Source organism: Methylosinus sp. KRF6, assembly GCF_018887255.1.
Taxonomy (GTDB): Bacteria; Pseudomonadota; Alphaproteobacteria; order Rhizobiales; family Beijerinckiaceae; genus Methylosinus; species Methylosinus sporium.
The window spans coordinates 372,736-395,154 of record NZ_JAHLJF010000001.1; the positions used below are offsets into that span (position 1 = coordinate 372,736).

The 22,419-nt window shown below is 65.0% G+C and carries 22 protein-coding genes; 8 read left to right on the forward strand and 14 right to left on the reverse strand.

The genetic code is table 11. The features are described from left to right. Nucleotides 1–372: 372 nt before the first annotated feature. The 3 genes from KP010_RS01755 to KP010_RS01765 are packed head-to-tail and all read left to right on the forward strand — an operon-like array spanning nucleotide 373 to nucleotide 2,018. Nucleotides 373–795 carry a putative toxin-antitoxin system toxin component, PIN family gene (locus tag KP010_RS01755; protein ID WP_216280323.1) on the forward strand — a complete coding sequence of 141 codons (423 nt, stop codon included), beginning with the start codon at nucleotides 373–375 and terminating at the stop codon, nucleotides 793–795. Then, nucleotides 792–1,067, forward strand: coding sequence for a toxin-antitoxin system HicB family antitoxin (locus KP010_RS01760; protein ID WP_216280324.1), 276 nt, complete (start codon nucleotides 792–794; stop codon nucleotides 1,065–1,067). Before KP010_RS01755 ends, KP010_RS01760 begins: the two co-directional genes overlap by 4 nt. A 36-nt stretch (nucleotides 1,068–1,103) precedes the next feature. After that, entirely contained in the window at nucleotides 1,104–2,018 is a 915-nt protein-coding gene (locus KP010_RS01765) for a recombinase family protein (protein WP_216280325.1), read from the forward strand. A 42-nt stretch (nucleotides 2,019–2,060) separates the two neighbouring features. Here the strand turns inward: KP010_RS01765 and repC are convergent, their stop codons facing one another. The 3 genes from repC to repA form a co-directional block, all read right to left on the reverse strand. After that, nucleotides 2,061–3,395: a plasmid replication protein RepC gene (gene repC, locus KP010_RS01770; protein WP_142861677.1), complete on the reverse strand. Its 1,335-nt coding sequence runs from the start codon at nucleotides 3,393–3,395 to the stop codon at nucleotides 2,061–2,063. A gap of 169 nt (nucleotides 3,396–3,564) precedes the next feature. Beyond that, a complete protein-coding gene (repB, locus tag KP010_RS01775; protein WP_185966386.1) occupies nucleotides 3,565–4,581 on the reverse strand; it encodes a plasmid partitioning protein RepB in 1,017 nt (338 codons plus the stop codon). Further along, nucleotides 4,578–5,705, reverse strand: coding sequence for a plasmid partitioning protein RepA (gene repA / locus KP010_RS01780; RefSeq protein ID WP_246659708.1), 1,128 nt, complete (start codon nucleotides 5,703–5,705; stop codon nucleotides 4,578–4,580). The genes repB and repA overlap by 4 nt, the downstream gene beginning before the upstream one ends. Before the next feature lie 400 nt (nucleotides 5,706–6,105). Here repA and KP010_RS01785 point away from each other — a divergent pair, with 400 nt between their 5' ends. Next, nucleotides 6,106–7,824 carry a DEAD/DEAH box helicase gene (locus KP010_RS01785; protein WP_142861675.1) on the forward strand — a complete coding sequence of 573 codons (1,719 nt, stop codon included), beginning with the start codon at nucleotides 6,106–6,108 and terminating at the stop codon, nucleotides 7,822–7,824. A 60-nt stretch (nucleotides 7,825–7,884) separates the two neighbouring features. Here the strand turns inward: KP010_RS01785 and KP010_RS01790 are convergent, their stop codons facing one another. The 3 genes from KP010_RS01790 to KP010_RS01800 all read right to left on the reverse strand — a co-directional run bounded on the left by KP010_RS01790 (nucleotide 7,885) and on the right by KP010_RS01800 (nucleotide 9,676). Continuing rightward, nucleotides 7,885–8,340 (reverse strand): YaiI/YqxD family protein, encoded by a 456-nt coding sequence (locus KP010_RS01790; protein WP_142861674.1) that lies wholly within the window; start codon nucleotides 8,338–8,340, stop codon nucleotides 7,885–7,887. A gap of 147 nt (nucleotides 8,341–8,487) precedes the next feature. Then, entirely contained in the window at nucleotides 8,488–8,916 is a 429-nt protein-coding gene (locus tag KP010_RS01795) for a DoxX family protein (RefSeq protein WP_142861673.1), read from the reverse strand. 61 nt (nucleotides 8,917–8,977) lie between these two features. Next, entirely contained in the window at nucleotides 8,978–9,676 is a 699-nt protein-coding gene (locus tag KP010_RS01800) for a pirin family protein (protein WP_216280326.1), read from the reverse strand. 114 nt (nucleotides 9,677–9,790) lie between these two features. Here KP010_RS01800 and KP010_RS01805 point away from each other — a divergent pair, with 114 nt between their 5' ends. Next, nucleotides 9,791–10,720, forward strand: a complete 930-nt coding sequence (locus KP010_RS01805) for a LysR family transcriptional regulator (protein ID WP_216280327.1) — start codon at nucleotides 9,791–9,793, stop codon at nucleotides 10,718–10,720. Nucleotides 10,721–10,748: 28 nt separating this feature from the next. Here the strand turns inward: KP010_RS01805 and KP010_RS01810 are convergent, their stop codons facing one another. Next, nucleotides 10,749–11,912: an alpha/beta hydrolase gene (locus KP010_RS01810; protein WP_142861670.1), complete on the reverse strand. Its 1,164-nt coding sequence runs from the start codon at nucleotides 11,910–11,912 to the stop codon at nucleotides 10,749–10,751. Nucleotides 11,913–12,111: 199 nt separating this feature from the next. Between KP010_RS01810 and KP010_RS22570 the strand changes: the two genes are divergently transcribed. Beyond that, on the forward strand, nucleotides 12,112–14,541 hold the full coding sequence (locus KP010_RS22570; protein ID WP_246659694.1) for an APC family permease: 2,430 nt from the start codon (nucleotides 12,112–12,114) through the stop codon (nucleotides 14,539–14,541). 82 nt (nucleotides 14,542–14,623) lie between these two features. Here the strand turns inward: KP010_RS22570 and KP010_RS01825 are convergent, their stop codons facing one another. From KP010_RS01825 to KP010_RS01855, 7 genes are all read right to left on the reverse strand, one after another. Continuing rightward, on the reverse strand, nucleotides 14,624–14,929 hold the full coding sequence (locus KP010_RS01825; RefSeq protein WP_142861669.1) for a hypothetical protein: 306 nt from the start codon (nucleotides 14,927–14,929) through the stop codon (nucleotides 14,624–14,626). A 55-nt stretch (nucleotides 14,930–14,984) separates the two neighbouring features. Continuing rightward, nucleotides 14,985–15,449, reverse strand: a complete 465-nt coding sequence (locus tag KP010_RS01830) for a hypothetical protein (RefSeq protein WP_142861668.1) — start codon at nucleotides 15,447–15,449, stop codon at nucleotides 14,985–14,987. A gap of 170 nt (nucleotides 15,450–15,619) precedes the next feature. Then, a complete protein-coding gene (locus KP010_RS01835) occupies nucleotides 15,620–15,940 on the reverse strand; it encodes a type II toxin-antitoxin system RelE/ParE family toxin (RefSeq protein WP_142861667.1) in 321 nt (106 codons plus the stop codon). Beyond that, nucleotides 15,927–16,172 (reverse strand): type II toxin-antitoxin system ParD family antitoxin, encoded by a 246-nt coding sequence (locus KP010_RS01840; protein WP_108918434.1) that lies wholly within the window; start codon nucleotides 16,170–16,172, stop codon nucleotides 15,927–15,929. Before KP010_RS01840 ends, KP010_RS01835 begins: the two co-directional genes overlap by 14 nt. Before the next feature lie 195 nt (nucleotides 16,173–16,367). After that, nucleotides 16,368–17,333, reverse strand: coding sequence for a DUF4166 domain-containing protein (locus KP010_RS01845; protein WP_246659693.1), 966 nt, complete (start codon nucleotides 17,331–17,333; stop codon nucleotides 16,368–16,370). Between the two features lie 15 nt (nucleotides 17,334–17,348). Further along, nucleotides 17,349–17,819 carry a DUF2269 domain-containing protein gene (locus KP010_RS01850; protein ID WP_142861666.1) on the reverse strand — a complete coding sequence of 157 codons (471 nt, stop codon included), beginning with the start codon at nucleotides 17,817–17,819 and terminating at the stop codon, nucleotides 17,349–17,351. A gap of 3 nt (nucleotides 17,820–17,822) precedes the next feature. Further along, nucleotides 17,823–19,073 carry an NAD(P)H-binding protein gene (locus tag KP010_RS01855; protein WP_142861665.1) on the reverse strand — a complete coding sequence of 417 codons (1,251 nt, stop codon included), beginning with the start codon at nucleotides 19,071–19,073 and terminating at the stop codon, nucleotides 17,823–17,825. A 170-nt stretch (nucleotides 19,074–19,243) separates the two neighbouring features. Between KP010_RS01855 and KP010_RS01860 the strand changes: the two genes are divergently transcribed. Together KP010_RS01860 and KP010_RS01865 are read left to right on the forward strand one after the other, a co-directional pair. Next, entirely contained in the window at nucleotides 19,244–20,968 is a 1,725-nt protein-coding gene (locus KP010_RS01860) for a HAMP domain-containing sensor histidine kinase (RefSeq protein ID WP_216280329.1), read from the forward strand. Further along, nucleotides 20,965–22,308, forward strand: coding sequence for a sigma-54 dependent transcriptional regulator (locus KP010_RS01865; protein ID WP_216280330.1), 1,344 nt, complete (start codon nucleotides 20,965–20,967; stop codon nucleotides 22,306–22,308). The genes KP010_RS01860 and KP010_RS01865 overlap by 4 nt, the downstream gene beginning before the upstream one ends. The last annotated feature ends 111 nt before the right edge of the window (nucleotides 22,309–22,419 follow it).

Genomic DNA, 22,419 nt, shown 5'->3' on the forward strand with positions numbered 1-22,419 from the left:
TTGCAGGCGCTCGAATGAAACAGATCCGGGAAGATCTAACCCCATTTCAATTCCACGCGAACCAAGGCAATTATCAATCTAAGTCAATTTTCACTTGAGTGATAGAGGATGCTATTTTCTCTTTCGCCGACCGGATCGAAATGCGTCGCCGTGGCCGCCGAAAGCTAGCCTCGGGACGGTTCCAAAGGTGGGCTTTCGGCCCGAAAATCGACGAAAAGGGCCGTTTTTCGGGCCTTTCTCCTGCTCGCCTCCGTGTGTGGGCGGCGAACTTCGGCCTTCGGATGCGATTTCAAACGACCGATTTGTGATATTAATAACAATTGAAATTTCGCCTATTGATCACATCATGGGCGATATGATATCGTCGCAGCAATGAGATTAGTTCTGGATACGAACGCCCTGATCGCAGCACTTCGAAGCCCAAGCGGAGCCTCCGCCGAGCTTCTCAAGCTCGCGCGTCGAGGACGGCTCCAGCTTTTGGCCAGCGCCGCCCTCGCGATCGAATACGAGGCCGTGTGTCTGCGCGACGAACATCGAAAAGCGGCTGGCCTGTCGATGAAAGAGGTCGGTCAGTTTCTCGACGCGATCATCGATCTGATCGAGCCGGTCGAAATCTGGTTCCTTTGGAGGCCGCAATTGCGCGATCCGGGCGACGAGTTGGTGCTCGAGGCGGCGGTGAATGGGCGGGCCGCGACGATCGTCACGTTCAATTTGCGTGACTTCGGACTTGTGCGAGAGCGCTTTGGGATCGACGTTCTCACGCCGAGAGATACGCTGATGAGGATAGTGCAATGAAAACCAAAACAGCCGCTTATGCGCTTCGGCTCCCCGCTTCGATGAAGGCGGAAGCCGAAAAGATCGCCGCCGAGGATGGCACGAGCCTCAACCAGTTCGTCGCTTCGGCGGTGGCCGAAAAGGTTTCGGCGTTACGGACCGCTCGCTATTTCGCGGAAAAGAAAGGCCGGACCGATTGGAGCGCCTTCGACCAGATCATGCGCCGCGAGGGTGGCGCTCCGCCGGTTGCGGACGACGAGATTCCTGAAGCTTATCGAACGGCTCGCAAATAGTCCGTCGCTGATTTCGTCGGAAGGAAACCAGCGCGAATGCCCCTGATCGGCTACGCCCGCGTCTCGACCGAGGATCAGGTCACGGACGCGCAGACCGATGTGCTGAAGGCGGCCGGCTGCGTCGAGATTTTTCGCGAGCATATGTCGGGGGCGAAAGCCTCGCGGCCGGAACTCGCCAAGGCCCTTTCGCGGGTGCGCCGCGGCGACGTGCTGGTCGTCGCGCGGCTCGATCGTTTGGCCCGCTCGCTGTCGCATCTCCTCGCCCTGATCGCCGAGCTCGACGCCAAGGGCGCGCATTTCAAATCGCTCGCCGATCCCATCGACACCACGACCCCGCAGGGCCGGTTCGCCCTGCAGGTTCTCGGCGCCGTGGCCGAGTTGGAGCGCGCCCTGATCCGCGAGCGCACCAAGGACGGCCTGCGCGCCGCCAAGAAGCGCGGCCGCATCGGCGGCAACCCAAAACTGCGCGCCGGCGACCGCGACGCCATCCAGCGCATCGTCGACGCCAAGGCGGCGAATTATTTCGAGCGCGTCAATCGAACGGCCGAACATTGGTTGCCGGTCGTCCGGCAAATGCGCCCGGATCACCGCTGGCAGGATGTCGTGCGCGTGCTCAACGCCAAGCGCGACGCCGCCAGCGGCGCTCCCCTGCCCCAATGGACCGTCGAGCGCCTGAAGCGCGCCGTCAAACGCTTTGCCGCTGAGGGTTTGATCGAGCCCCGCCTTCTTCAGCAAGCCGCCAGCCGAAAAGTCAGCAGCGAGCGCCTGGTCACGCTCGTCGCCGGGATCAAACGGGCCAATCCCGATCTGACGCTCGCGCAAATCGGCGCGCAGCTCGAGGCCATGTATGAGCGCACGCCGCGCGGTGGAACGCGCTGGGCGCCCTCCTCCGTCAAAAGCCTGCTCGACCGCGCCGAAAAGCTCCGGTTGCTCGACGCCGAAACGCTGTGAGCGCGCGGACCGCCGAGGCGCGTCCGAAAATGCGCAGCCACGTCACCCCGTCCTCTTGCGTTCGCGCGCCGCCTTCCCAGCCTTGCCGCGCAACAGCGCCATCAGCACGGATCCGAGCGAGAACTCCCCTGCCCTCGCCTTTTCGGTCAGGACGCGGAGATAGCCTCCGGCGCTTTTGATCTCATCGCCACGTTGCAGGATCGCGGCGATGACGATCGAGGCGTCATGCTCGCCCAAGACGTCCAAGGCCTGGGACCAGGCGTCTGGCGAAACGCCGAGCGCCGAGCGCACCGTCGCCGCCGCAGCAGCGAGGTCTCGCCACGAGGAGATTTCGCCACTCGGGCCGTAATCGGCGATGTCTGGACAGGCCTCCAGCACCATTCCGAGCGGATAGGCGCGAAGGGTCGGCTTGGGATCGACGGTTCGGGGACGATACGAGGATGTTTCTGGGGCGCGGTCGATCGCTCCCCCGGGCTCTTCGAGATTCGGCTCGGATGGATCGGCCCTGCCTTCTTGAAGGCTAGGTTCAAGATCAGAAGTTTTTGTGGTTTGATTCTGTATGTGACGCTCAGTTTGAGACTCATTGCCGCTCATATTTTGAGCTTTTATGTGCGTTTCCAGCGACTTGTGGATTTTCGCCGCTAGAGCGGCCAATTCGCCGGCCAAAGCCTCCAGATCGGCGCGGGAAAGCCCCCGTCCGTAGCACCCCGAGAGCGTCGCATAGCGCTGATGCGCCTCGTCCCAATCGCCCGAGACGCCCTCCTCCAATCCGGTCTCGATCATCTTGACGATGTCGCGGCGAGTGAGCGTGATCTTTTCGCGTAGCAGCGCGATCGCGCGATTCTCCGCCCGCACCTCCTCGGCGAGATTCTCGATTTCACTCGAGCGCGCGACGAGCGGCGCGAGGTCGAAGCCGAAAGCGTCCTCTATGGCTCCGCCCTGCCCTTTGCGGGCGAAGCGCTTGCCGTTCGGAGAATCGCGGCGGATGATCAGCCCGGCCTCGACGAGGCAGGCGAGATGCCGGCGCAAAGTCGCCGGCGCCATGCCATGGGCGCGGATCGAGAGCTCCTTATTCGACGGAAACACGACGATGCCGCCGGCGGCTCCGGCCACCGGCTCGCACTGCGCGTCATTCCCTGGCAATGAGAGCGCTGTCTCCTGGTGAAAGCTCAGCAGCGCGTGCAATACGGATAGCGCGCGCTCGGTGACGCCGAGCGGCTCCTTGGCTTCGGTGAGCGCGCGAAACAGTCGCCATTTGTGGACGACGGTCTCAGCCGCGCCCGGCATTGCGGCGAAATTCTCGGTCGCGGTCTGTCTCGCCACCATGGCGAGCGACAGCGGCCGCCGCCCGAAGGGCGTCGTTGGACGTGTCTGCATCTTCCTTTGCCTCGTTCGGGCAAAAGAAATCCGCTCGCCGAAACGGCGCCGACTCTTGACAGTGATTCGCGGAAGTGGGATTCTCTCAGTCGCAACACATCGAGAAGGGCTTCCGGGGCGGGATCGTTTCGGGGGCCTTTTTCTTTTGCTGGTCTCCTCTCGCCGACGCTCACGCGCCTTTCGATACGCCGTCGCCGGCGTCGAAAGATCGATACTCCTCGAACAGCTCGGGCAGGCGAGCGGCGAGGAATTGCGCGAATGCGCTTCCATCCGCTTTCGCCAGCGTTACTCTGACATCGCGCTCGGAGGCGCGAATTTCCGCCACCGATCGGCCCGCGGCGTCTTTGATCTCTATGATCGGCCGGGCGGGGCGCTGCTCGGCCTCGGTTCGCTTCGCCGCGGCGACGGCTCGCGCGAAACGCGCATCGCCGTCGAGCGACGAGAAGGCGGGGAGGGCGGCAGCCGCGCGCGCGCGCTTCAGCGCGTCGCCATCGCGCAAAAGCTCGGCGAATTCCTGCCAGCGGCCACGACCGATCTTCGGCGCCTTTCCAATGGCCCGCACGATATCCTCTGGCACCGCCTTCGCGACCGATATCAGCTTGGAGGCCTCGGCCCTGTCGATGGCGAGCGCCTGCTGAACGACCGAACGGGCGCGTCCGGCGCTCTCCAGCCGCCAAGCGAACACCGCGCGCTCGATGAAGCTCAAATCCTCGCGGGCTGAATTTTCGACGCCTTGCGCGATGATGAGGTCATCATCGTCCAGCGTGCGAACGATGGCGCGCGCCGGACGGCCGAGCTGGAGCGCGGCGCGAATGCGGCGATGGCCGAAGGCCGTCTGATAGCGGCCGGGCAGCGTGGGGCTGATGCGCAGCAGGACGGGGATTTCCTGCCCACGATCGGCGATCGATTGCTTCAACGCCTCGAAGGAAGCGTCGTCCTCTTGCGGAAACCGATCCGCGAAAGGGGAGGGGTCGATCAGCCCGGGATCGATTTCGATCACCTGCTCGCCGGCGGCGATGCGGGCCCGCAGAGCCTCGTTTTCCCGCTCTATGTCGGAGAAAGTGTCCTTCATCGAGCGCACCGCCCCGGCCGCGACGCGGCGCGGCTCCGGATTGTTGTCTGCGGACAACATCGGCGCGGGGGGCTGCGCGAAGAGGGAGCGGATCGTATCCGAGCGCTTGCTCATCGCCGCCAGACCTTTTCCATGAGACCGAGGATTTCACGATTGACGCCATTGACCGATTCGAGCCCGCGCTCGAAAGCGGCGCGGCCGACCGAGCCTCTTTCGAGCTCGTAGAGCGATTGCTTGGTGAGGCCGGCATTGGCGACGGCTGTCGACTTCCACACCGTCGCGCCCAGCACGTCATCGCCGAAGAGATTGCGCAGCAAAGCGACGATCTGCGTTTCCGGCACGTCATTGGGGTCGTGCCGGGTCACGACATAGCGGATGAAATCGTAATCGAGCCGGCCGCCGGCCTCCTCTATGACCGTCATGACGTCCGAGGTCATGAGCAGAAATTGATTCATGGAGGCCACATCGACCATCTGCGGATGAATGGTCACGAGCATGGCTGTGGCCGCATTCAGCGCGCCCATTGTGAGATAGCCGAGCTGTGGCGGGCAATCGATCACGACGACGTCGAACTCGTCGGCGACCTCGGCGATCGCTCCGCCGACGCGCCGAAAGAAGAGATCGCCGCCACGCAACGATCGTTCCGCCATGGCGCGCGGCGTGTGATGCTCGAACTCCATGAGCTCGAGATTGCCGGGGACGAGCGAGACGCCGGCGAAATAGGTAGGCAGCACCACCTCCCGCATCGGCCGGCGCGCCTCGTCATAGCGAATCGCGCCATAGAGCGTTTCGCCCTCGCCGATGTCGAACTCCGGCTGATAGCCGAACATGGCCGAGAGCGAGGCCTGCGGATCGAGGTCTATGGCCAGCACCCGATAGCCCTGGAGCGCGAGAAACTGGGCGAGATAGAGGGAGGTCGTGGTCTTGGCCGACCCGCCCTTGAAATTGGCCACCGCAATGACCTGCAGCTTGTCGCCGGTGCGCCGATGCGGCAGAAAGCCGAGCGCTTCCTTCGGCCGCGCGCCGGCCAGATAGACACGCAGCTCGCCGATCTGCGCGGGCGTGTAGGATCGGCGCCCGCCGCCCGTCACCGCGGGCTCCGGACCGAGACCGTCGAGCGACAATTGCCTGAGATAGCCGTCCGACACGCCGAGAAAGCGCGCCACCTCCCCAGAGGAGAAGGAGCGCAGGGTCTTTCGAGCCGCTGGCGGAAACAGCGTGGCGCTCAACGCCTGCATCTGCCCCGACAAGACTTTCGCATGGCGGGTCATTCGCTGCAGCGCGCTTTCCGGCGCCGAATAGGGCAGGGCGTCCAAGTTGCTCGTCACAGAAAACGGTTCCTGAGCGTTAAACGGCTAATTTCCGTCTGTGACTAGAGGCCGATTCTCGATTCTTTGCAAGTCGTATTGGGTTAATCGATTCCTAACGGAGAGCCCTGTCGACGGCTCCCACGCGTGGAAAGAGCGCTTCGACGGCGACGTCGCCGCCGGCGCGGCGATGGCTCGGCTCCGTGTGGCGCCTGCGCCGGAAATGACGTAGTGTGCGATTTCCTTCTGCGGCGCAATCGGCTCCTGTGAGCCCCAAACGAGCGCGCAGCGAAGCTCGCCGCCCAGCGCCCCCACCCAAGGCAAATCACTCGTGACCTTTCTGAACGCCCGTCCCGCGCTCGCCAAAGCCTTGGCCGAGCGCAATTACGCTTCGCCGACGCCCGTGCAGGCGGCGGTCTTGTCCGACGAAGCGCAGGGCGGGGACATTCTCGTTTCCGCGCAGACGGGATCTGGCAAAACCGTCGCCTATGGCCTGGCGATCGCTTCCACGCTTCTCGACGACGCCGACAGTCTGCCAGCGGCCGGAGCGCCGCTCGCGCTCGTCGTCACGCCGACGCGCGAGCTCGCGCTGCAGGTCGAACGCGAGCTCGGATGGCTCTATGAGCACGCCTCGGCCCGGATCGTCGCCTGCGTCGGCGGAATGGACGCGCGCCTCGAACGCCGCAAATTGTCCGAGGGCGCGCATATCGTCGTCGGCACGCCCGGGCGCGTGCGCGATCACATCGAGCGCGGCGGGTTGGACACGGCGCGCATCGCCGCGGTGGTTCTCGACGAAGCCGATGAGATGCTCGATCTGGGCTTTCGGGAGGATTTGGAATTCATTCTCGAGGCGACGCCGCAGGAGCGGCGAACGCTGCTGTTCTCGGCCACGATGCCGAAAGGCATAGCCGCTCTGGCCAAGCGCTATCAGCGCGACGCGCGGCGGATCGACGTCGCCCGTGGCGAACGCGGTCACGGCGACATCGACTATCGCGCCGTTCGCGTCGCCCCTAAGGATGTGGAATTCGCGACCGTCAATCTTCTTCGCTATTTCGAGGCGCCGACGGCTATCGTGTTCTGCAACACGCGCGAAGCCGTCCGCCATCTGCACGCGATTTTGCTCGAGCGCGGATTTGCGGCCGCGCTCTTGTCGGGCGAGCTCAGCCAGCATGAGCGCAATCATTCCATGCAGGCGCTGCGCGACGGGCGGGCCCGCGTCTGCATCGCGACGGATGTCGCCGCCCGCGGCATCGATCTTCCCAATCTCGACCTCGTCATTCACGCCGATCTTCCGCATGACGCCGAAGCTCTGCAGCATCGCAGCGGCCGGACGGGCCGCGCCGGCCGCAAGGGCGTGAGCGCGTTGCTCGTTCCGCCGGCGCGGCGCCATCGCGCCGAACGGCTGCTTCGCGACGCCGGCGTTCAGTGCAGCTGGAGCGGGCCGCCTTCCGCCGAAGAGATTCGCGCGCTCGATCAGAAGCGGATGATGCGCGATCCGCTGCTGCTGGAGCCGCCGACGCAAGAGGATTTCGAAGCGGCGAAGCGGCTTCTCGCCGAGCGAACGCCCGAGCAGCTCGGCGCAATGCTCGTCCGCCTCTACCAGACGCGGCTTCCCGCGATCGAAACCGTCGTCGATCCCGGGCAGGAACCCCAGCGTCGGGACGCGCATGAGCCGAGAGCGTCGAGCCAAAAGCCCGGCAAGGCCCCCCGTCCGACCCGCCTGCCGGGCGCAGCCGCATGGTTCCGGCTGGACCTCGGCCGCAAGAAGAACGCCGATCCGAAATGGCTGCTTCCGATGCTCTGCCGGAAAGGGAACGTCACGAGACACGACATCGGCGCGATCGTCATTTTAGAGCATGAAACCAGAGTCGAAATCGCCGAGCCGGTCGCGGCGCAATTCATCGTCAACATGCGCCGGCCGGGCGGCGACAATATTCGCGTGGAACAGTTGAACGACTCGCCCGAACCGAGGCGCGCCAAGCCGCCGAAGAGAGGCGCGGAGCCGAAGCGAAAGCAGAAGGCGAGGCCGTCCGAGAAGCCGAGGAGCTGACCCCTCTCGGAGCGCGGTCCTGTGGGAACGACGGCCAGCATAGCGAAAGCGCCGATCGGCTCACCGCTCTCTTTGCTGTCGGGCGATGGCTCGATCCAACGCTTGAAGGAATTTCGACCGGTCAGCGGAGGAAAAGGGGGGCGGCCCGCCGGCGATCTCGCCCGTCGAGCGGATATGCTCCATGAGCGCGCGCTGCGCGAGCGCCAGACCGATCGAGTCCTTTGTAAAAGCGCGGCCATAGGGCGCGATCGGATGCGCGTCCTTCGCCAATATCCGAGCAGCCAGAGGAATATCGCTGGTGACGACGACATCTCCGGCGACGGCCTGCTCCGCGATCCAATCGTCGGCGACGTCGGCTCCGGCGGCGACGATTATTCTGGTAATCAGCGGCGATCGCGGGATTTGCAAAAAACTGTTGGATACGACGAAAGTCTGCACGCCGTAGCGTGAGGCGACTTTGTACGTTTCGTCTTTCACGGGGCACGCGTCGCCGTCGATGTAGATCTTGATCGTCATGGCGCCCGACTTTTCGATCGTCGCGGGCGGCTTTGCAAGCCGATGGGCGCCGAGGGACGCGCCGCCGCGAAAGCTTCGCCGGGCGCGCGAGGCGCGAGCGCTCCCACGCCCCCGGCGCGTCGCTACTGGAAAAGCCGGATCATTGGCTCAGCCCGCGGATGTCTCGCGCGCTCGTTCCTCGGCGCGAGGGAGCCTCGCGGCGAAAGCGCCGGGGCCGAGCAGAGCCTGCACGATCAAAAGCGCCGTCCACAGCGCCGGAAATTCCCATCCGCCCTTCGCATTCGAGAACAGCCAGCCATTCGGCAGATGCACGATCAGCGCGCCGATCATCACGGGAATGAGCGCGACGGAGACGAGGCGCGTGAAAATGCCGAAGATCAATGCGAGGCCCCCGCCGATCTCCGCGGCCACGACGACATCGGCGAGCAGCGGCGGATAGCCGAGCGACTCGAAGAATTTCGCAGTCCCGGGCAAGGTGAACACGAAAACTTTGAGCAGCCCATGCGCGAGAAACAGCGCGCCGAGGCTCACACGCAGCAGCAGAGCGGCGTAATCCGCGTTACGAACTTTGGTCATTGTCTCGATCCTTTTTTTCATGATTTGAATGGCGGCCGGCGCGCCGGCGCCGGCCCTGGGCTCACGCGGCGTCGACGAGAACGAGCTCGCTGTCCTCGAGCGCTGTGACGCGCAGGATTTCGACATCGCTGATGGCGGCGCCGTCGCGGGCGTTCACGCGCACATCGTCGATCCGCACGGCGCCGGTCGCCGGCACGAGATAGGCTTTGCGCTCGCGGCCGAGCGCATATTCCGCCGTCTCGCCGGCCATGAGCGTCGCGCCGAGGACGCGCGCATCGGTGCGGATCGGCAGCGCGTCGCCGTCAGTGTCGAAGCCGGAAGCCAGCGTGACGAAACGGCCCGAACGCGCGCCCTTGGGGAAGGGGCGGGAGCCCCAGCCGGGGGCGCCGCCGCGCGTCGTCGGCAGGATCCAGATCTGAAAGATCCGGGTCGGCTCACTCTCGAAATTATATTCGGAATGCGCGATCCCGGAGCCTGCGCTCATCACCTGCACGTCGCCGGCCGCGGTGCGGCCCTTGTTCCCCAGGCTGTCCTGATGCGTGATCGCGCCCTCGCGGACATAAGTGACGATCTCCATGTCGCGATGCGGATGCGTCGGAAAGCCGGAATGCGGGGCGATCGTGTCGTCATTCCAGACGCGCAGATTGCCCCAATGTATTCGTTCGGGGTCGTGATAGCCGGCGAACGAGAAATGATGCTTGGCGTCGAGCCAGCCGTGATCGGCGCCGCCGAGGCCGCCGAAAGGTCTCAGTTCGATCATTTTTCAATCTCCTGTCGCGTGATCGGTCGCGGTCCGATGGAGACGGATTTAGGGGTTGCGCGCCCTTCTGTTCAGTCGGATAATTTTGGCCGAACTATTCGAGAAAGTTGAAAAGTGAACGATCCAGGGACGCCCAGCCTCGACCAGCTGACCATTTTCCTGGCCATTGTCGACGCCGGCAGCTTCGCCGGCGCGGCGAGGCGGCTGAACCGCGCCGTCTCGGTGATCAGCTATGGCGTCGCCAATCTCGAGGCGCAGCTCGGCCTAGAGCTGTTCGCGCGCGAGGGAACGCGCAAGCCGCGGCTCACCGTGGCCGGACGCGCGCTGCTGGCGGAGGCGCGGGCGATCTCGCGCGGAGTCGAGGATTTGCGCGCCAAGGTCAAAGGCCTGCTCGAAGGGCTGGAGGCGGAGGTCGATCTCGCCGTCGATGTGATGCTGCCGACGGAGCGGGTAGGGGCCGTGCTTCGGGATTTCGCGCAGCAATTCCCGACGGTGCAGCTGCGGCTGCATATGGAGGCGCTCGGCGCGGTCACGGCGATGGTGCAGGGCGGCGCGGCGATGATCGGCGTGTCGGGGCCGCTCGCGCTCGGCGTCGTGGGGATAGAGAGCATAGCGGCCGGATCGGCGACGCTGATCCCGGTGGCGGCTCCCGACCATCCTCTGGGGCGCATGGCGCGCATCCCGCCCGGCGCCGCGCGCGAACATACGCAGCTCGTGCTCACGGATCGCTCGCGCTTCACCGAGGGACGCGATTTCTCGGTGATCAGCCCGCGCACCTGGCGGCTCGCCGATCTCGGCGCCAAGCACGCTCTGCTGCGCGAGGGCGTCGGCTGGGGCAACATGCCCTTGCACATGGTCGCGAGCGATCTGGCGGCGGGCGCGCTGGCGCGGCTCGCAATGCCGGATCATTCGGGCGACCACTATCGCTTTTCGTGCATTTGGCGGCGGGAGTCTCCGCCTGGGCCGGCCGCCTCCTGGCTCGTCGACCGCTTCGTCGCGCTCGGCGCGGCGGATGCGCCGGTCGAAGGTGCGAGCGACCTCTGACCCGCCTCGCCCGGCCGCCGTGAGCGGCCTATCGGCCGTTCGGCCGCGGCTCCTCGTCTTCGGCCATCGCCGATCGGCGGTCGCCATCCGGCGGGCCGCTCCAGGCGGCGACGGCGACATCGCGGCGGACCACATCGGGCATATGCGCCAGGAGATCGCGTATCGGCTCCCGGGTCCAGGCCTTCGTCACATAATCGCGATGCGAATAGGCGTCGCCCGTGTGGAGAAAAGTGACGCCGCGTCCGATACGCTCGGCGTCGGAGCCGAAAGCGACGCCGCGCGCGGCGAGCATTTGCCGCAATCGGGCGTTCTGGCCCGCGGTGGAGCCCGTGCTCGCGCTGACGAAAAACCCCGACCGCTTCTCGATCCAGCGCGCAAACACGTCCAGCTCGCCATAGGCGGCGTCGAGCAGAGCGACGCCGCGCAGGCGCGCATCGCCTTCCATGTCTCGAATGCTATAGGCGGCCGGCAGAAAGCCCCCGCTATAGGCGACGAGCGTGATGGGCATAGCGCGGAACGAGGGCTCGGCCGCAGGATCGCCATAAGCCCGCGCCAAGCGGCGCGCCGCCTCGTCGAGGAAGCGCCGGAAGCCGCCACGCTCCCAGAAACGGCCGGCGCTGCCGTCGCGGGCGTCGACGGCGAATTGCGGGGCGATCAGAACGGCGTTGGCGCCGGAGGCGGAAATCTGCTCGGGCACCAGCTGGCGGTCGCGCACGTCGCGGGCGAGCGTCGCCCCGAAGCCATGGAAGAAGACCACGATCGTCGCCGGTCGAGCGGGATCGAAGTCGCGCGGAATGTGAAGCAGCACGCGCCGATCGCCGAATGTCTCGTCCGCCCACAGCACGCCGCCATTGCGGGCGCGATGGCCCCTGCGGCCGCCGACGGCGACATCGAGAAACGGACGCTTGCCCGGCGCGGCGCCATCGAAGGGGAAAGGCGCGGAATCGAAAGCAACGAGCTCGGTCACGCCATCGGCGTGAACAATCTTCGTCTCCTCCGCCTTCGTCTCCTCCGCAGCCGACCGCTTCTCTACGGTTTCGACAGAGGTCGGCGTCGCGGAATCGCCGGACGCCATGCCCGAGGTCACGGCGCAACCGATCGTCAGCGCGAGCGCGACGATAATGGCCGCATTGCGCGAGTGGCGCGCGCTCGAAGGCGTCGCCCGACGAGTCTCGTCTCGTTCCGGGTTCAAAGTTCTCAAAATCCTCGGCGTATGGGCCTGCGCCGCTCCGCGACGCTCGCTCCCGATGGCGGCCGCACGACTAAAGATGCAGCTTTGCGCGCAAGCGAGAATTAACGGCGACGGGATGTCGACCGTGGTCGATTTGTCACGCGCGAATATGTCTTTTTTTCGAGAGGCGATTTCGCTTTCGCGGATTGGATATTTTGCAATGACGAAAGACATCGCGGCCGGCGGCGGCGCCAAACGCGTGGCGTTGAGCGCCGCAGCCATGCTCGTCGTCGCCGACATGATCGGCGTCGGCGTCTTCACGAGCCTCGGCTTTCAGGTGAAGGAGCTGGGCTCGCCCGTCGCCATTCTCGCCTTATGGCTCGCAGGCGGCGTGATCGCGATCTGTGGCGCCTTCTGCTATGCGGAGCTCGCCGCCATGTTTCCGCGATCGAGCGGCGAATACAATTTCCTCACGCGCGCTTTCAATCCGACCGCCGGCTTCGTCGCCGGATGGTTGTCCGCGACAGTCGGCTTCGCCGCGCCCGTCGCGCTCACGGCGATGGCCTTCGGACAATATGCGCAGCCACTGGCCTATGGCGCTTCGCCGACGCTGCTCGGGCTCGGCGCGCTCTGGATCGTCACCATTTTTCATCTCTCGGGCGTCCGTCGAGGCGGCGCGTTTCAAATCGCCACGACGGGATTGAAAATCGCCTTGATCCTGGCCTTCATTCTCGCAGGATTTTGGACCGACGGCATGGGACGCCTGGCCGAGGCTCCGCGCCTCGACGATCTCGACCGGATTATGAGCGCGCCTTTCGCCATAGGACTCGTCTTCGTGGCCTATTCCTATTCGGGCTGGAACGCCGCGACCTATATCGCGAGCGAGATTCGCGACCCGCAGCGCAATCTGCCCAAGGCTCTGTTCATCGGAACCGGCGTCGTCACGCTTCTCTATCTCGGGCTCAACGCGGCCTTCCTCAATTCGGCGCCGCTCGCCGAACTCTCCGGCCGCGTCGATGTCGCGCAAGTCGCGGCGAACCATATATTCGCCGCGCAGGGCGGCCAGATCGTCGGCGGGCTGATCTCGCTCGGCCTCGTCTCCTCCATCAGCGCGATGATGTGGATCGGTCCGCGCGTCGCCATGGTGATGGGCGAGGACATGCCGCTTCTGCGCGTCTTCGCCGTGCGCTCGGCGGATGGCGCGCCGCGCGCCGCGATCCTGCTTCAGCTCGCTGTCGCGAGCCTGCTGCTGGCGACGCAGAGCTTCGAATCGGCGCTCGCTTTCATCCAATTCAGCCTCACGGCTTGCTCGTTTCTCACTGTGCTCGGCATGGTCAAGCTGCGCTTCACCAATCCCGAGACGCCGCGGCCCTATCGGGCGTGGGGCTACCCCATCACGCCCATCATCTTTCTCACGGCGACGCTCTACATGATGTATTTTCAGCTCACCACTCAACCCGCGCAATCACTGTCCGGCCTTCTCGTGATGCTCTGCGGCCTGCTGTTCTATGCTGCGAACTCCTCGCGGCGCGCGACGAGGATCGGCGTCTGGGCCGTTCTCATCGCCTGCGTCATCGTCATCGCGGCGCCGCGCGCGCGCGCGGCGAGCGCAAACGACAATGCGCGCATCCTCGCCGGCCTGTCTGTCGCCTCCGATTCGCCGCTCGCGCCGCTGACGAGTCAGGCCGGATGGAAGGCGCATTCACATGGCTTCGATGCGGCGTTCAAGCGCGTCGAAGATCGCCAGCTGTCCAAAATTCGCGCTTGGTCCAAGAACAATGTGCCCGCGTCTCCGGTGCTGTTCTATATGTTCAGCGGACCCGACTTTCTCTACGCCAACAGCTTTTTTCCAGACGCCTCGACTTATGTTCTCGCCGGGCTCGAGCCCGTCGGCCAGATTCCCGATCTGGAGACGCTCCCGCGCAGCGGCGTCGACGGCGCGTTGCGCGCCTTGCACGCATCGACGCAATCGGCGCTCAATCTGAGCTTCTTCATAACGAAGGACATGAAGCGGCAGTTGCGCGCGAGCCGTGTCGGCGGCGCCTTGCCGGTGCTCTACGTCTTTTTGGCGCGCGCGGGAAAGACGATCGAAAGCGCCGAGCTCGTCGGCCTCGACGACGCAGGCGAGCTCCATTCGGGAGAAGAGGCGAAAGGGCGCGTCGCGGGCGTCAAAATCGTCTTCTCCAATCCGGACGGCGCGCGCAAGACGCTCTATTTCTTCAGCGCCGACGTCTCCGACGCCAGCTTCGCGAAGCACGGACTGCAGGCATTTCTCGACAAGCAAGGAGCGGGCTCGGCTCTGCTGAAAAGCGCCTCCTATCTCTTGCACAGCGGCAATTTCTCGCAGGTGCGGGAGTTTTTGCTCACCCGCAGCGTCTCCATCGTCGAGGACGACAGCGGCATTCCCGTCGCGAGCTTCGGCCCCGACTGGCGGCTCGACGCCTATGGCCGCTACAGCGGGCCGATCGCCATTTTCTCGAAGAACTATCAAGCGCGGCTGGCCAGGCTGCACCAGACGCAAGGACATCGGCCGCTCCCGTTCGGGATCGGCTATCGTTGGCGCCAGTCGGACTCCAATCTCCTGCTGGCGATCAAGAAACGGAGCGAGAATTCGGAGACGAACGCGCAGAAGAAGGCTGCGACGCCGTGAAGCGCTGTTATCGAGACGGAGAGATCGCGAGGCCGAGCCGGACCCCGCGATCGCGCCTCGTCCGAGCCGCCGGGGAAACCATTCATTCCACGGCCAAGCGCTCGGCGAGTTCCGTCACATCTTCCCAGCTCAAATGATGGACGCCATCGGCTGTTTCCACATGGACGCCGTCTTGCCGGACCGCGCCCGAGAATTCCTCATCGCCGCCGACCGGGCTCAAATAAACGATATCGTTCCGCCGCCAGTCATAGGCGATGGCCGTGAAAACGCGCGACAATGCACGGCCCTCTTCGAGCGTCAGGTCGAAAAAGAGCTTCTCGCTCAGCATCATCCGCAGCATGTCGCCGAACATCCGGCGCGACACGCGTTTGACCAACGGATAATTCATGTCGCTTCGCTCGATAGGAGAAACCGGACGGCGCCACGCCGCTCGTGGTTCGCCACTAGGCGATACGAACCTCTTCCGGCTTCGCGATGAACTCCAAGCGATCGGCGCGCTCGAAGTCCGCCGCCGCCGTCTCGAAGACGAAGCGGTTCGGATACCAGAAATTGCCGTAGGGCAGGAACAGGCTGCTCGAGGACAGGCTCGCCAATTGCTGTTCGCCCGCAAAGAGAAGGGCGTCGAAACCGACCCCGTTCGCCGGCGCCGCCGTATTGTCGCCGAACACCTCGAATTGGACGAAGAATTTCGCCGTGACGACCTCGCCCTCGGCCGTTTTGATCCCGATGACGCGAAGGTCCTGGAAGCGGCGACCGATCGCGCCATCGGCCAGAAGCTGCGGAAACTCGTGCGCGCGCCCCTTTTTCACCACTGTGGCGTCGCCCAATGGGACTCCCAAATCGCCCAATCCCGTGGGTTTCGCGGGCGCCAATGTCACGGTGGCGCGGGCTTCTCGCAATGACGGCAAGATCGGCTCCTTATCGCTTTCGACGTCGGAAACCCGACCAGGACGCCGGGCTCCGCCCCCGATACGCATATTGCGCGCCACTTCGGCGCTCACTCCCGGCGTGAAGTGGCGCAGACAGATCGGTCGGGAATTCGACGCTATCGAACCTCGCGCGGCCGCCACGACCCGCCTCACAGATCGGCCGCTTTCAGGATCGAGACCCAATCCTGCCGTCCGCCCAACAGGCGTATGATGGAAACATGATCTTCGGCTGCCTCGTATATGATCAGGTGACTTTCATGAACATGGATGCGCACGGGCGGGTCGAACTCGCGATGCTCGCGCGCCAGCATCGGCATGGCGGCGATCAACTCGAAAATCCGCACCATTTCATCGATGTAGAGATCTGCTCGTTCGATGGACCATGATTCCGCGGAAAAACGCCATATCTCGTCGAGATCGGCCAAGGCGCGGGGGGAAAGACGATATCGACCTATTTCATCGGACGACATGCCGCTCTCTCATACGCAGCTTGAAGGCGGTTGCGTCGAAAGGTTGCGGCGGCCCGCTCGCTATCCCCTCGGCGATAGCGGCCTGCAACGTCGCGATTGCTTCCTTCCGCGCTTGGTCCTTGCGGATCAGATCGCGGATATAGTCACTCGCATTTCCATAGGCGTCGCTTTCGGCCTGGCGCTCGACCCACGCCTTCATCGCCTCGGGCAGCGAAACATTCATCGTGGCCATTACACCTCTCCTTTTCAGGAAACCCTATGACGACGGTGATTTTTTGTCAATAAAGATGGCAAAGTTTGCTATCTGAAATTCGGCGCGGGTCGACGCCGGGCGAAAAAGCGCCTTTTGCCGCCGGCCCCGCGGCACTGAGCGTTTCCAGCCGAAGTGGACACCGCTTCGGCGTTGGAAGCGCGTTAAAACAAAGGCCTAGAGCGTTCGGCGGCGCCCGCTATCCGCACTCACGCGTCGGCGGTCCGCCTCGATGCTCTCGTCGGCGACCGGGCAGGCGGTTATTCGGCCGAACCAACGATAGCGGTTGCACGCGACGAGGCGATAGAGCGCATCGGCGACGAAGCGCGGCAGCAGGCGGGTAAGAGGGGCGGCGCGCGCCGGTCCGCGCAATTGCCGGGCGAGCGCGAGCAGCGCCTCGGAGTCTTTCATCAGCCGGCCGTTCTCGATGAAGAGGAAGCTCTCGGGCGCATCCGGGTCGATATCGTCCTCTCGCGCCAAGGCGCGTCCCTCCTCGGATTGTATCGCGACGAAGCGGATCGACGGCGTGATCTCATGTGCGAGGACATAGCGAACAGTCCAGTCGCAGAGAGCGCAGACGCCATCATAGACGAAGATCGGCGCATCCTCCGGCGTCTCCGCCAGTGAGCCGCTGTAATGCACGACATGGCCGACGATCGGAAAGACGACATCTATGTCGAAGGCGAAGCGCTCGCCCTCGGCGCTCTCGAAACATTCGATCATCGGCGTCGTCGCTCGCGGCAGCGGGATTTTCAGCAACCGCCATTCGGCCAGCGACCAGCGCAGACCCACGGGCGAGGCGGTGAGATCGAAATAGAGATCGAAGGGGCCGAAATGCTCGATCAGGCGCCTGTTTGGCGCCGCCCGCATGACGCTCTCATAGCGCCGCCCGGCGAAATCGCGCCGCCAGAATTCCCGTTTTCCAGAGAGCGGCGTGAAGCGGACGTGCGTCTCGACATTCTCGCCCGGCGCCGGAAGACCGGCGACAAAGGCGAGCAAGGTGGCTCCGAGTCCTCGGCCCTGCGCGGAGATTTTCGCGCGGCCGCCGGTAAAAATCTCGCGCTCGAGCGTGTGGAAGCGACGGACGGGCGCGGGCAGGAGATCGAAGCGCTCGGCGAGCAGGTCTTGGAACAGAGTGGTCATTTCTATCTCCATTTTTCAAAATTGCGGCTTTGCGACCATCAGCCAGAAGATCGCGATCATGGCGATGAAGGCCGGCCAGCCCAGCGCGAACCACCAGAGGAAATAGGTTCCATAGATCGGCGGCAGCGGCGCGTCTTTCTCGAGACATTGTTCGGCGATGCGCGCCATGCGGATTTGCAGCCACACGACCGGCAGCCAGCAGGCGCCGACGAAGAGATAGAGCGCGATGGCCGCGAGCAGCCAGGGCGTATCGAGCGGCCAGCCTTGATCCAACGCCAGCAGCACGCCGGTGACAGGCTGCACGATGACGGCGGGCGTCGTGAACAGCCAATCGGCGAGCACGACATTTCTGTTGCCGACGACAATGGCGCGCAGATCGCCGCGCAAATTGCTCGCGAGACCGTGAAACGCCGTGCCCAGCCCCGTGCCGAACAATATCGTCGAGCTGACGATATGAGCCGTCTTCAGAGTGAGAGGATCGAGCATGGGTCAGGCCTCCAAGGCGATCATGACGAGGATCGCCGCTGCGATCGGCAGATTCTTGAGGAGCGGCGCGAAAGGATGCAGCCAATAATCGGATGGCAGGCGCGTCGCGATGATGGTGAAGGCGAGCATTGTCGCGAGTTGCGCGGCGCCGGTGAGGGCAGGGCGCCATCGCAGCAGCAACAGCACGCCGAGCAGGAGATCGACCGCCGCGCCGCCATAGAGCGCAAAGTCGGCGAGCGCGCCATGGACGCCGATCTCGGCGAGCAGCGCATAGCTCTTCTCCTGCGGATAGAGCCCGAAGGAGAGCAGGCCCGTCGCGACCCACAACAGGCCGAGGCTCCAGCGCAGCACGGGAGGCAGGAGGAACAGTCGCGCCGCCCGCCTGTCCGCCTCGCACGCCGGCTCCAGCGCCAGAGCATCGCGAATAGCGCGCGGCGGCCGGCCGAGCGCCGCAGTCATCGGCGCGCAATCGGCGACATTGCCGCGCGAGAGAAGCTTTATCACCTCGCGATTGAGCGGGCCGGTCGAGAAGCGTCCGCCGATCGACGCCGCGAGCAGAAAGAGCCGATAGGGCACGCGAAAGAAGCGCGTCGGCTTCAGGCCGAGCCATTCGCGCAAGAGCGCGAGCAGCGCATCCGTCGTCATCGGCTCCGGGCCGACGACATCGAGGCGACGCGGCGAAGGGGCTCCCTCCGCGATACGCGCCGCGACTTCGGCGAGATCGCCGACATGCACGGGCTGAAAGCGCCAGGCGCCATCGCCGAAGTTCGGAAGCCATGGCAATACGGCGGCGGCGAGCAGCCAGCGCGTGCTGGCGCCGCTGCGGCCGACGACGAGCGACGGACGCAATATGCGCCAATCGAGGCGCGCGCCTTCGGGATCGAGCGCCGCGAGCCGTTCTTCGGCGACCGCCTTGCTGCGCTGATAGAGCGTCCCGCCGTCACTCTCGACGCCGAGCGCCGAGATGTGAATGAGCCGCGTGACGCCAGCGGCGAGGCAGGCGCGAAACAGATTGCAGGCGCCCTCCGCATGGACGGCCGCCATGCTGTTGGCGCCGTCGTCGCGAACAAGCCCGGCGCAATTGACGATGATCTCGAACCTCGCGACTTTATCGCGAAGCCGCGCCTCGCTGTCGCGCGCGAGATCGACCTCGCGGCGCGAGGCCGCGACGACTTTATGGCCGCGGTCGCGAAGCCGGCCGGCGATATGCCGTCCGATGAATCCGCTGCCGCCGATGATGAGAATGCGGGCCAAGATCGGTCTCCTCGGCAATGGGGGCGAAAAAGCTTCGCCTTCGGGAGACCTATGGGCAATGGCGGCACCACTATGTAACTATATGTTTTTAAGTCACCCTAATACGTATGCTGTAAACCTTAGAGATAGATATCATTGAATCCCCTATATACTAAGGATACAGTCGGGCGATGACGCCGAGCCTGCTGTTCACCCTCTCCATCTCGACGACCTTCCTGTCGAGCGTCGCGCTTTCGGCGTTTCTCCTGGCTCGCGCCGGCGTCGCGCCGGGCGCGAAGCGACTCGCGGCCTTCGTCGTGATCGTCGGGCTTTTCGCCCTCGGCTTGATTTTGCCCGAGCGCATCGGCGCGGCTGCCATGGCGCTGGCGCCGCTGGGCTCGGCTATGGCGGTCGATTTCGCGATCCGGCTGACGGGGCAGGGCGCGCGCGAGCTTCCGATCGTCCACGCGCTCGGCGCTGGCGCGACCCTATTGCTTTTCATCTTCGGCGCCGGCGCCTTTTTCGAAACACATGCAGGCCTGCGCGGTTTTCGCTATGAGGGCGCCGGCCTCTTCGGCGTCGCTGTCGCGATCGGCCTCGCCGCTTATGGCAATGGCCTGATGGCTTTCGCTCTGCGCCGCGCGGAGGGCAAGCGCCGACGCGAGATCGCCATCGTTCTCGTCTCCTCGCTCGTCGGCCTCTCGACCGTCGTCTCCTTCGCGCCGCCTTTATTCGGCATGGCTGTCGCGCCCTGGTCCATTCTCGCTCTGCCGATCTATCCGGCGCTGCTCGTCTACGGAATATTGCGCTATGAACTGATGGCCGCCAATGTCTGGGCGCGACGCGCCGCCGCCTATGCGCTCGTGCTGCTGCTCGCCGCCGCCGTGGCCGGATTGCTCGCCGCAGCGCCTTTGAGCTTGGTCGCGCTGTCGATGGATTTCCCGTCCCTGTGGCTCGTCGTCGCCACGGCCATGGCATTGGCCTTTGCTTTCGGCGAGCCCATCCGCCGCGCGGCGGATCGGCTCGTCTACGCCGGCCCAGAGATTTCCGCCGAGATGATCGCGTTATGGCGTGGCGAGCTCGCCGGCGCGGATAGGCCGTACGAGGCGATGGAGATCGCGCGCACGCATTTGCGCGCGGCCATGCGCCCCTTCGTCGATGTGACTCTTTTCGGCGATGGGCCGGAGCCGGCGCTTCGCTGCGCCGATGACGGCGGCAAATGGGAGGCGCGGCTCGCGGGCTTCGAGGATTCGCCGCCGGGCGCGCGCCGCCTCGCCATTGTCTACGCCGATATTCTGGCGCAGAGCCTCGACGACATCGACCGCCGAAGACGCCGCGCCGAGAGCGAGCGGCTCGCCGAGCTCGGAATGCTCGCCTCGACGATCGCGCATGATCTGCGCAATCCGCTCAACATCGTGAATATGGCCGCCGCCGCCGCGCCGGCGGAGACGCGCGCTGAGATCATAGAGCAGACGCGGCGCATGAATCGTCTCGTCGCCGAATTGCTCGACTACGCCAAGCCGTGGAAGATCGAGCCCGTCGACATCGATCTCGCCGCGGCCTTCGGCGATGTCGAGACTCACATCGCGAGCGATGCGCATTTGCGCGCCGATCCGTTTCGCTTCGCTCAGGCGATGGATAATCTCATTGCCAATGCGCGCGCCGCCGGCGGCGGCATCGCCATTTTCGTCGAGGCGACGCGGGATGCGACGCTCATTCATGTCTGTGACGATGGTCCCGGCGTGCCCGATGAGATCAAAGACAGGCTGTTTCAGCCTTTCGTCTCGCGCTCCAGCGAAGGCACGGGGCTCGGCCTCGCCATTGTCGCCAAGATCATGGCGGCGCATGGCGGCTCCGTCGCGCTCGGCGCGCGCGAGGGCTTCTCCACCTGCGTCACTCTGAGGTTTCCGGCGTGAGCGGCGAGACGATCCTCATCGTCGACGACGAGCCCGCTTTCGCGCGCGTCGCCGGCGCCTTTCTGACGCGCGAAGGTTATCATGTCGTGACGGCGAAGGACGCAGCTTCTGCGCGCGAAACCTTCGCGCAGGCGCGGCCCGATCTCGTGCTTCTCGATCTCGTCATGCCGCCGGAGCGCACGCCCGAGGCGGGCCTGTCGCTGCTGCCGGAGTTTTCGAGCGCGGTCACCGTCGTGCTGACGGCGCATAGCGAGCATGAGCTGGCGCTGCGCGCCGTCGCGCTCGGCGCCTGGGATTTTCTCGCCAAGCCCGTGGAGCCGGAGCTGCTGCGTTTCTGCGTCGAGCGGGCGCTCGCCAAAGCGGCGCTGGAGCGCGAGATCGCGCGGCTGCGGTCGGAGAAGGCGAGTTCCGACGATGGGCTGATCGGCAATGGCCCTTCCATGGCGCATGTGAAGGATATGATCCGCCGCATCGGCCCGGCCGAGGTTCCCGTGATGATCCTCGGCCCGACCGGCTCCGGCAAGGAGCTCGTCGCTCATGCGCTGCACAGGGTGAGCGCGCGTCGCGGGCCTTTCGTCTCCGTCCATTGCGGCGCGATCCCAGCCGAGCTGATCGAGAGCGAATTATTCGGCCATCTCAAAGGCGCCTTCACCGGCGCCCATGCCGATCGCCCAGGCCTCGTCGCGACGGCGCGCGGCGGAACGCTGTTTCTGGACGAGATCGGCGAGACTCCGCTTCCCTGCCAAGTGAAGCTGCTGCGCTTCCTGCAAGAAGGTACCTATACGCCCGTCGGCGGGCGCGATGCGCGGCGCGCCGATGCGCGCATCATCAGCGCGACGCACCGCGATCTGGAGGCGATGATCGCTTCCGGCGCCTTTCGCGAGGACCTCTATTATCGCCTGCGCGGAGTCGTTATTCGCACGCCGGCGCTGGACGAGCGGCGCGAAGATTTGGGTCTTCTCGCCGCACATTTTCTCGGCCAAGCGGCGAAGAAGCGCAAATTGCGGTTCTCGCAGGAGGCGCTCGCTTGGCTCGTCGCGCAGTCCTGGCCCGGCAATGTCCGCGAGCTGAAAGCGATGATCGAATGCGCCGCCGCGCTCGCCGATCCGCAATCATCGACGATTTCCGCCGAGGATTTGAATTTCGCGCGCGGCGGCGGAGTTCTGCCTTCGGCGGAAGCTGTTGCCGAAACGCTTCCCGAAGCGCAGGAGAAATTGGAGCGCCGCATGATCGGCGCCGCGCTCGCCGCCACCGAGCACAATCATAGCGCTGCGGCCCGCCGTCTCGGCGTCTCCCGCGTCGGGCTGTTGAAGATGATGGCGAGGCTGGGGTTGCGATAGCCCAGCGTCATCTCATAGCGATGCCGTAGAACGCCGTAGACGGCGTCCGCAATGTGCGCGGCCCACTCAGGCGCGCCGTGGTCGGAACGCTTCTCGTCGACGAGCGGAATT

What these genes read in the sequence shown, in the direction of transcription:
- KP010_RS01825 (WP_142861669.1), bottom strand. Translation starts at nt 14,929, where the DNA reads ATGAATTATCCGTTGGTCAAACGCGTGTCGCGCCGGATGTTCGGCGAC.
- KP010_RS01755 (WP_216280323.1), top strand. Translation starts at nt 373, where the DNA reads ATGAGATTAGTTCTGGATACGAACGCCCTGATCGCAGCACTTCGAAGC.
- KP010_RS01845 (WP_246659693.1), bottom strand. Translation starts at nt 17,333, where the DNA reads ATGACCACTCTGTTCCAAGACCTGCTCGCCGAGCGCTTCGATCTCCTG.
- KP010_RS22570 (WP_246659694.1), top strand. Translation starts at nt 12,112, where the DNA reads ATGACGAAAGACATCGCGGCCGGCGGCGGCGCCAAACGCGTGGCGTTG.
- repB (WP_185966386.1), bottom strand. Translation starts at nt 4,581, where the DNA reads ATGAGCAAGCGCTCGGATACGATCCGCTCCCTCTTCGCGCAGCCCCCC.
- repC (WP_142861677.1), bottom strand. Translation starts at nt 3,395, where the DNA reads ATGCAGACACGTCCAACGACGCCCTTCGGGCGGCGGCCGCTGTCGCTC.
- KP010_RS01860 (WP_216280329.1), top strand. Translation starts at nt 19,244, where the DNA reads ATGACGCCGAGCCTGCTGTTCACCCTCTCCATCTCGACGACCTTCCTG.
- KP010_RS01760 (WP_216280324.1), top strand. Translation starts at nt 792, where the DNA reads ATGAAAACCAAAACAGCCGCTTATGCGCTTCGGCTCCCCGCTTCGATG.
- KP010_RS01850 (WP_142861666.1), bottom strand. Translation starts at nt 17,819, where the DNA reads ATGCTCGATCCTCTCACTCTGAAGACGGCTCATATCGTCAGCTCGACG.
- KP010_RS01790 (WP_142861674.1), bottom strand. Translation starts at nt 8,340, where the DNA reads ATGACGATCAAGATCTACATCGACGGCGACGCGTGCCCCGTGAAAGAC.
- KP010_RS01795 (WP_142861673.1), bottom strand. Translation starts at nt 8,916, where the DNA reads ATGACCAAAGTTCGTAACGCGGATTACGCCGCTCTGCTGCTGCGTGTG.
- KP010_RS01840 (WP_108918434.1), bottom strand. Translation starts at nt 16,172, where the DNA reads ATGGCCACGATGAATGTTTCGCTGCCCGAGGCGATGAAGGCGTGGGTC.
- repA (WP_246659708.1), bottom strand. Translation starts at nt 5,705, where the DNA reads ATGCAGGCGTTGAGCGCCACGCTGTTTCCGCCAGCGGCTCGAAAGACC.
- KP010_RS01765 (WP_216280325.1), top strand. Translation starts at nt 1,104, where the DNA reads ATGCCCCTGATCGGCTACGCCCGCGTCTCGACCGAGGATCAGGTCACG.
- KP010_RS01800 (WP_216280326.1), bottom strand. Translation starts at nt 9,676, where the DNA reads ATGATCGAACTGAGACCTTTCGGCGGCCTCGGCGGCGCCGATCACGGC.
- KP010_RS01835 (WP_142861667.1), bottom strand. Translation starts at nt 15,940, where the DNA reads ATGTCGTCCGATGAAATAGGTCGATATCGTCTTTCCCCCCGCGCCTTG.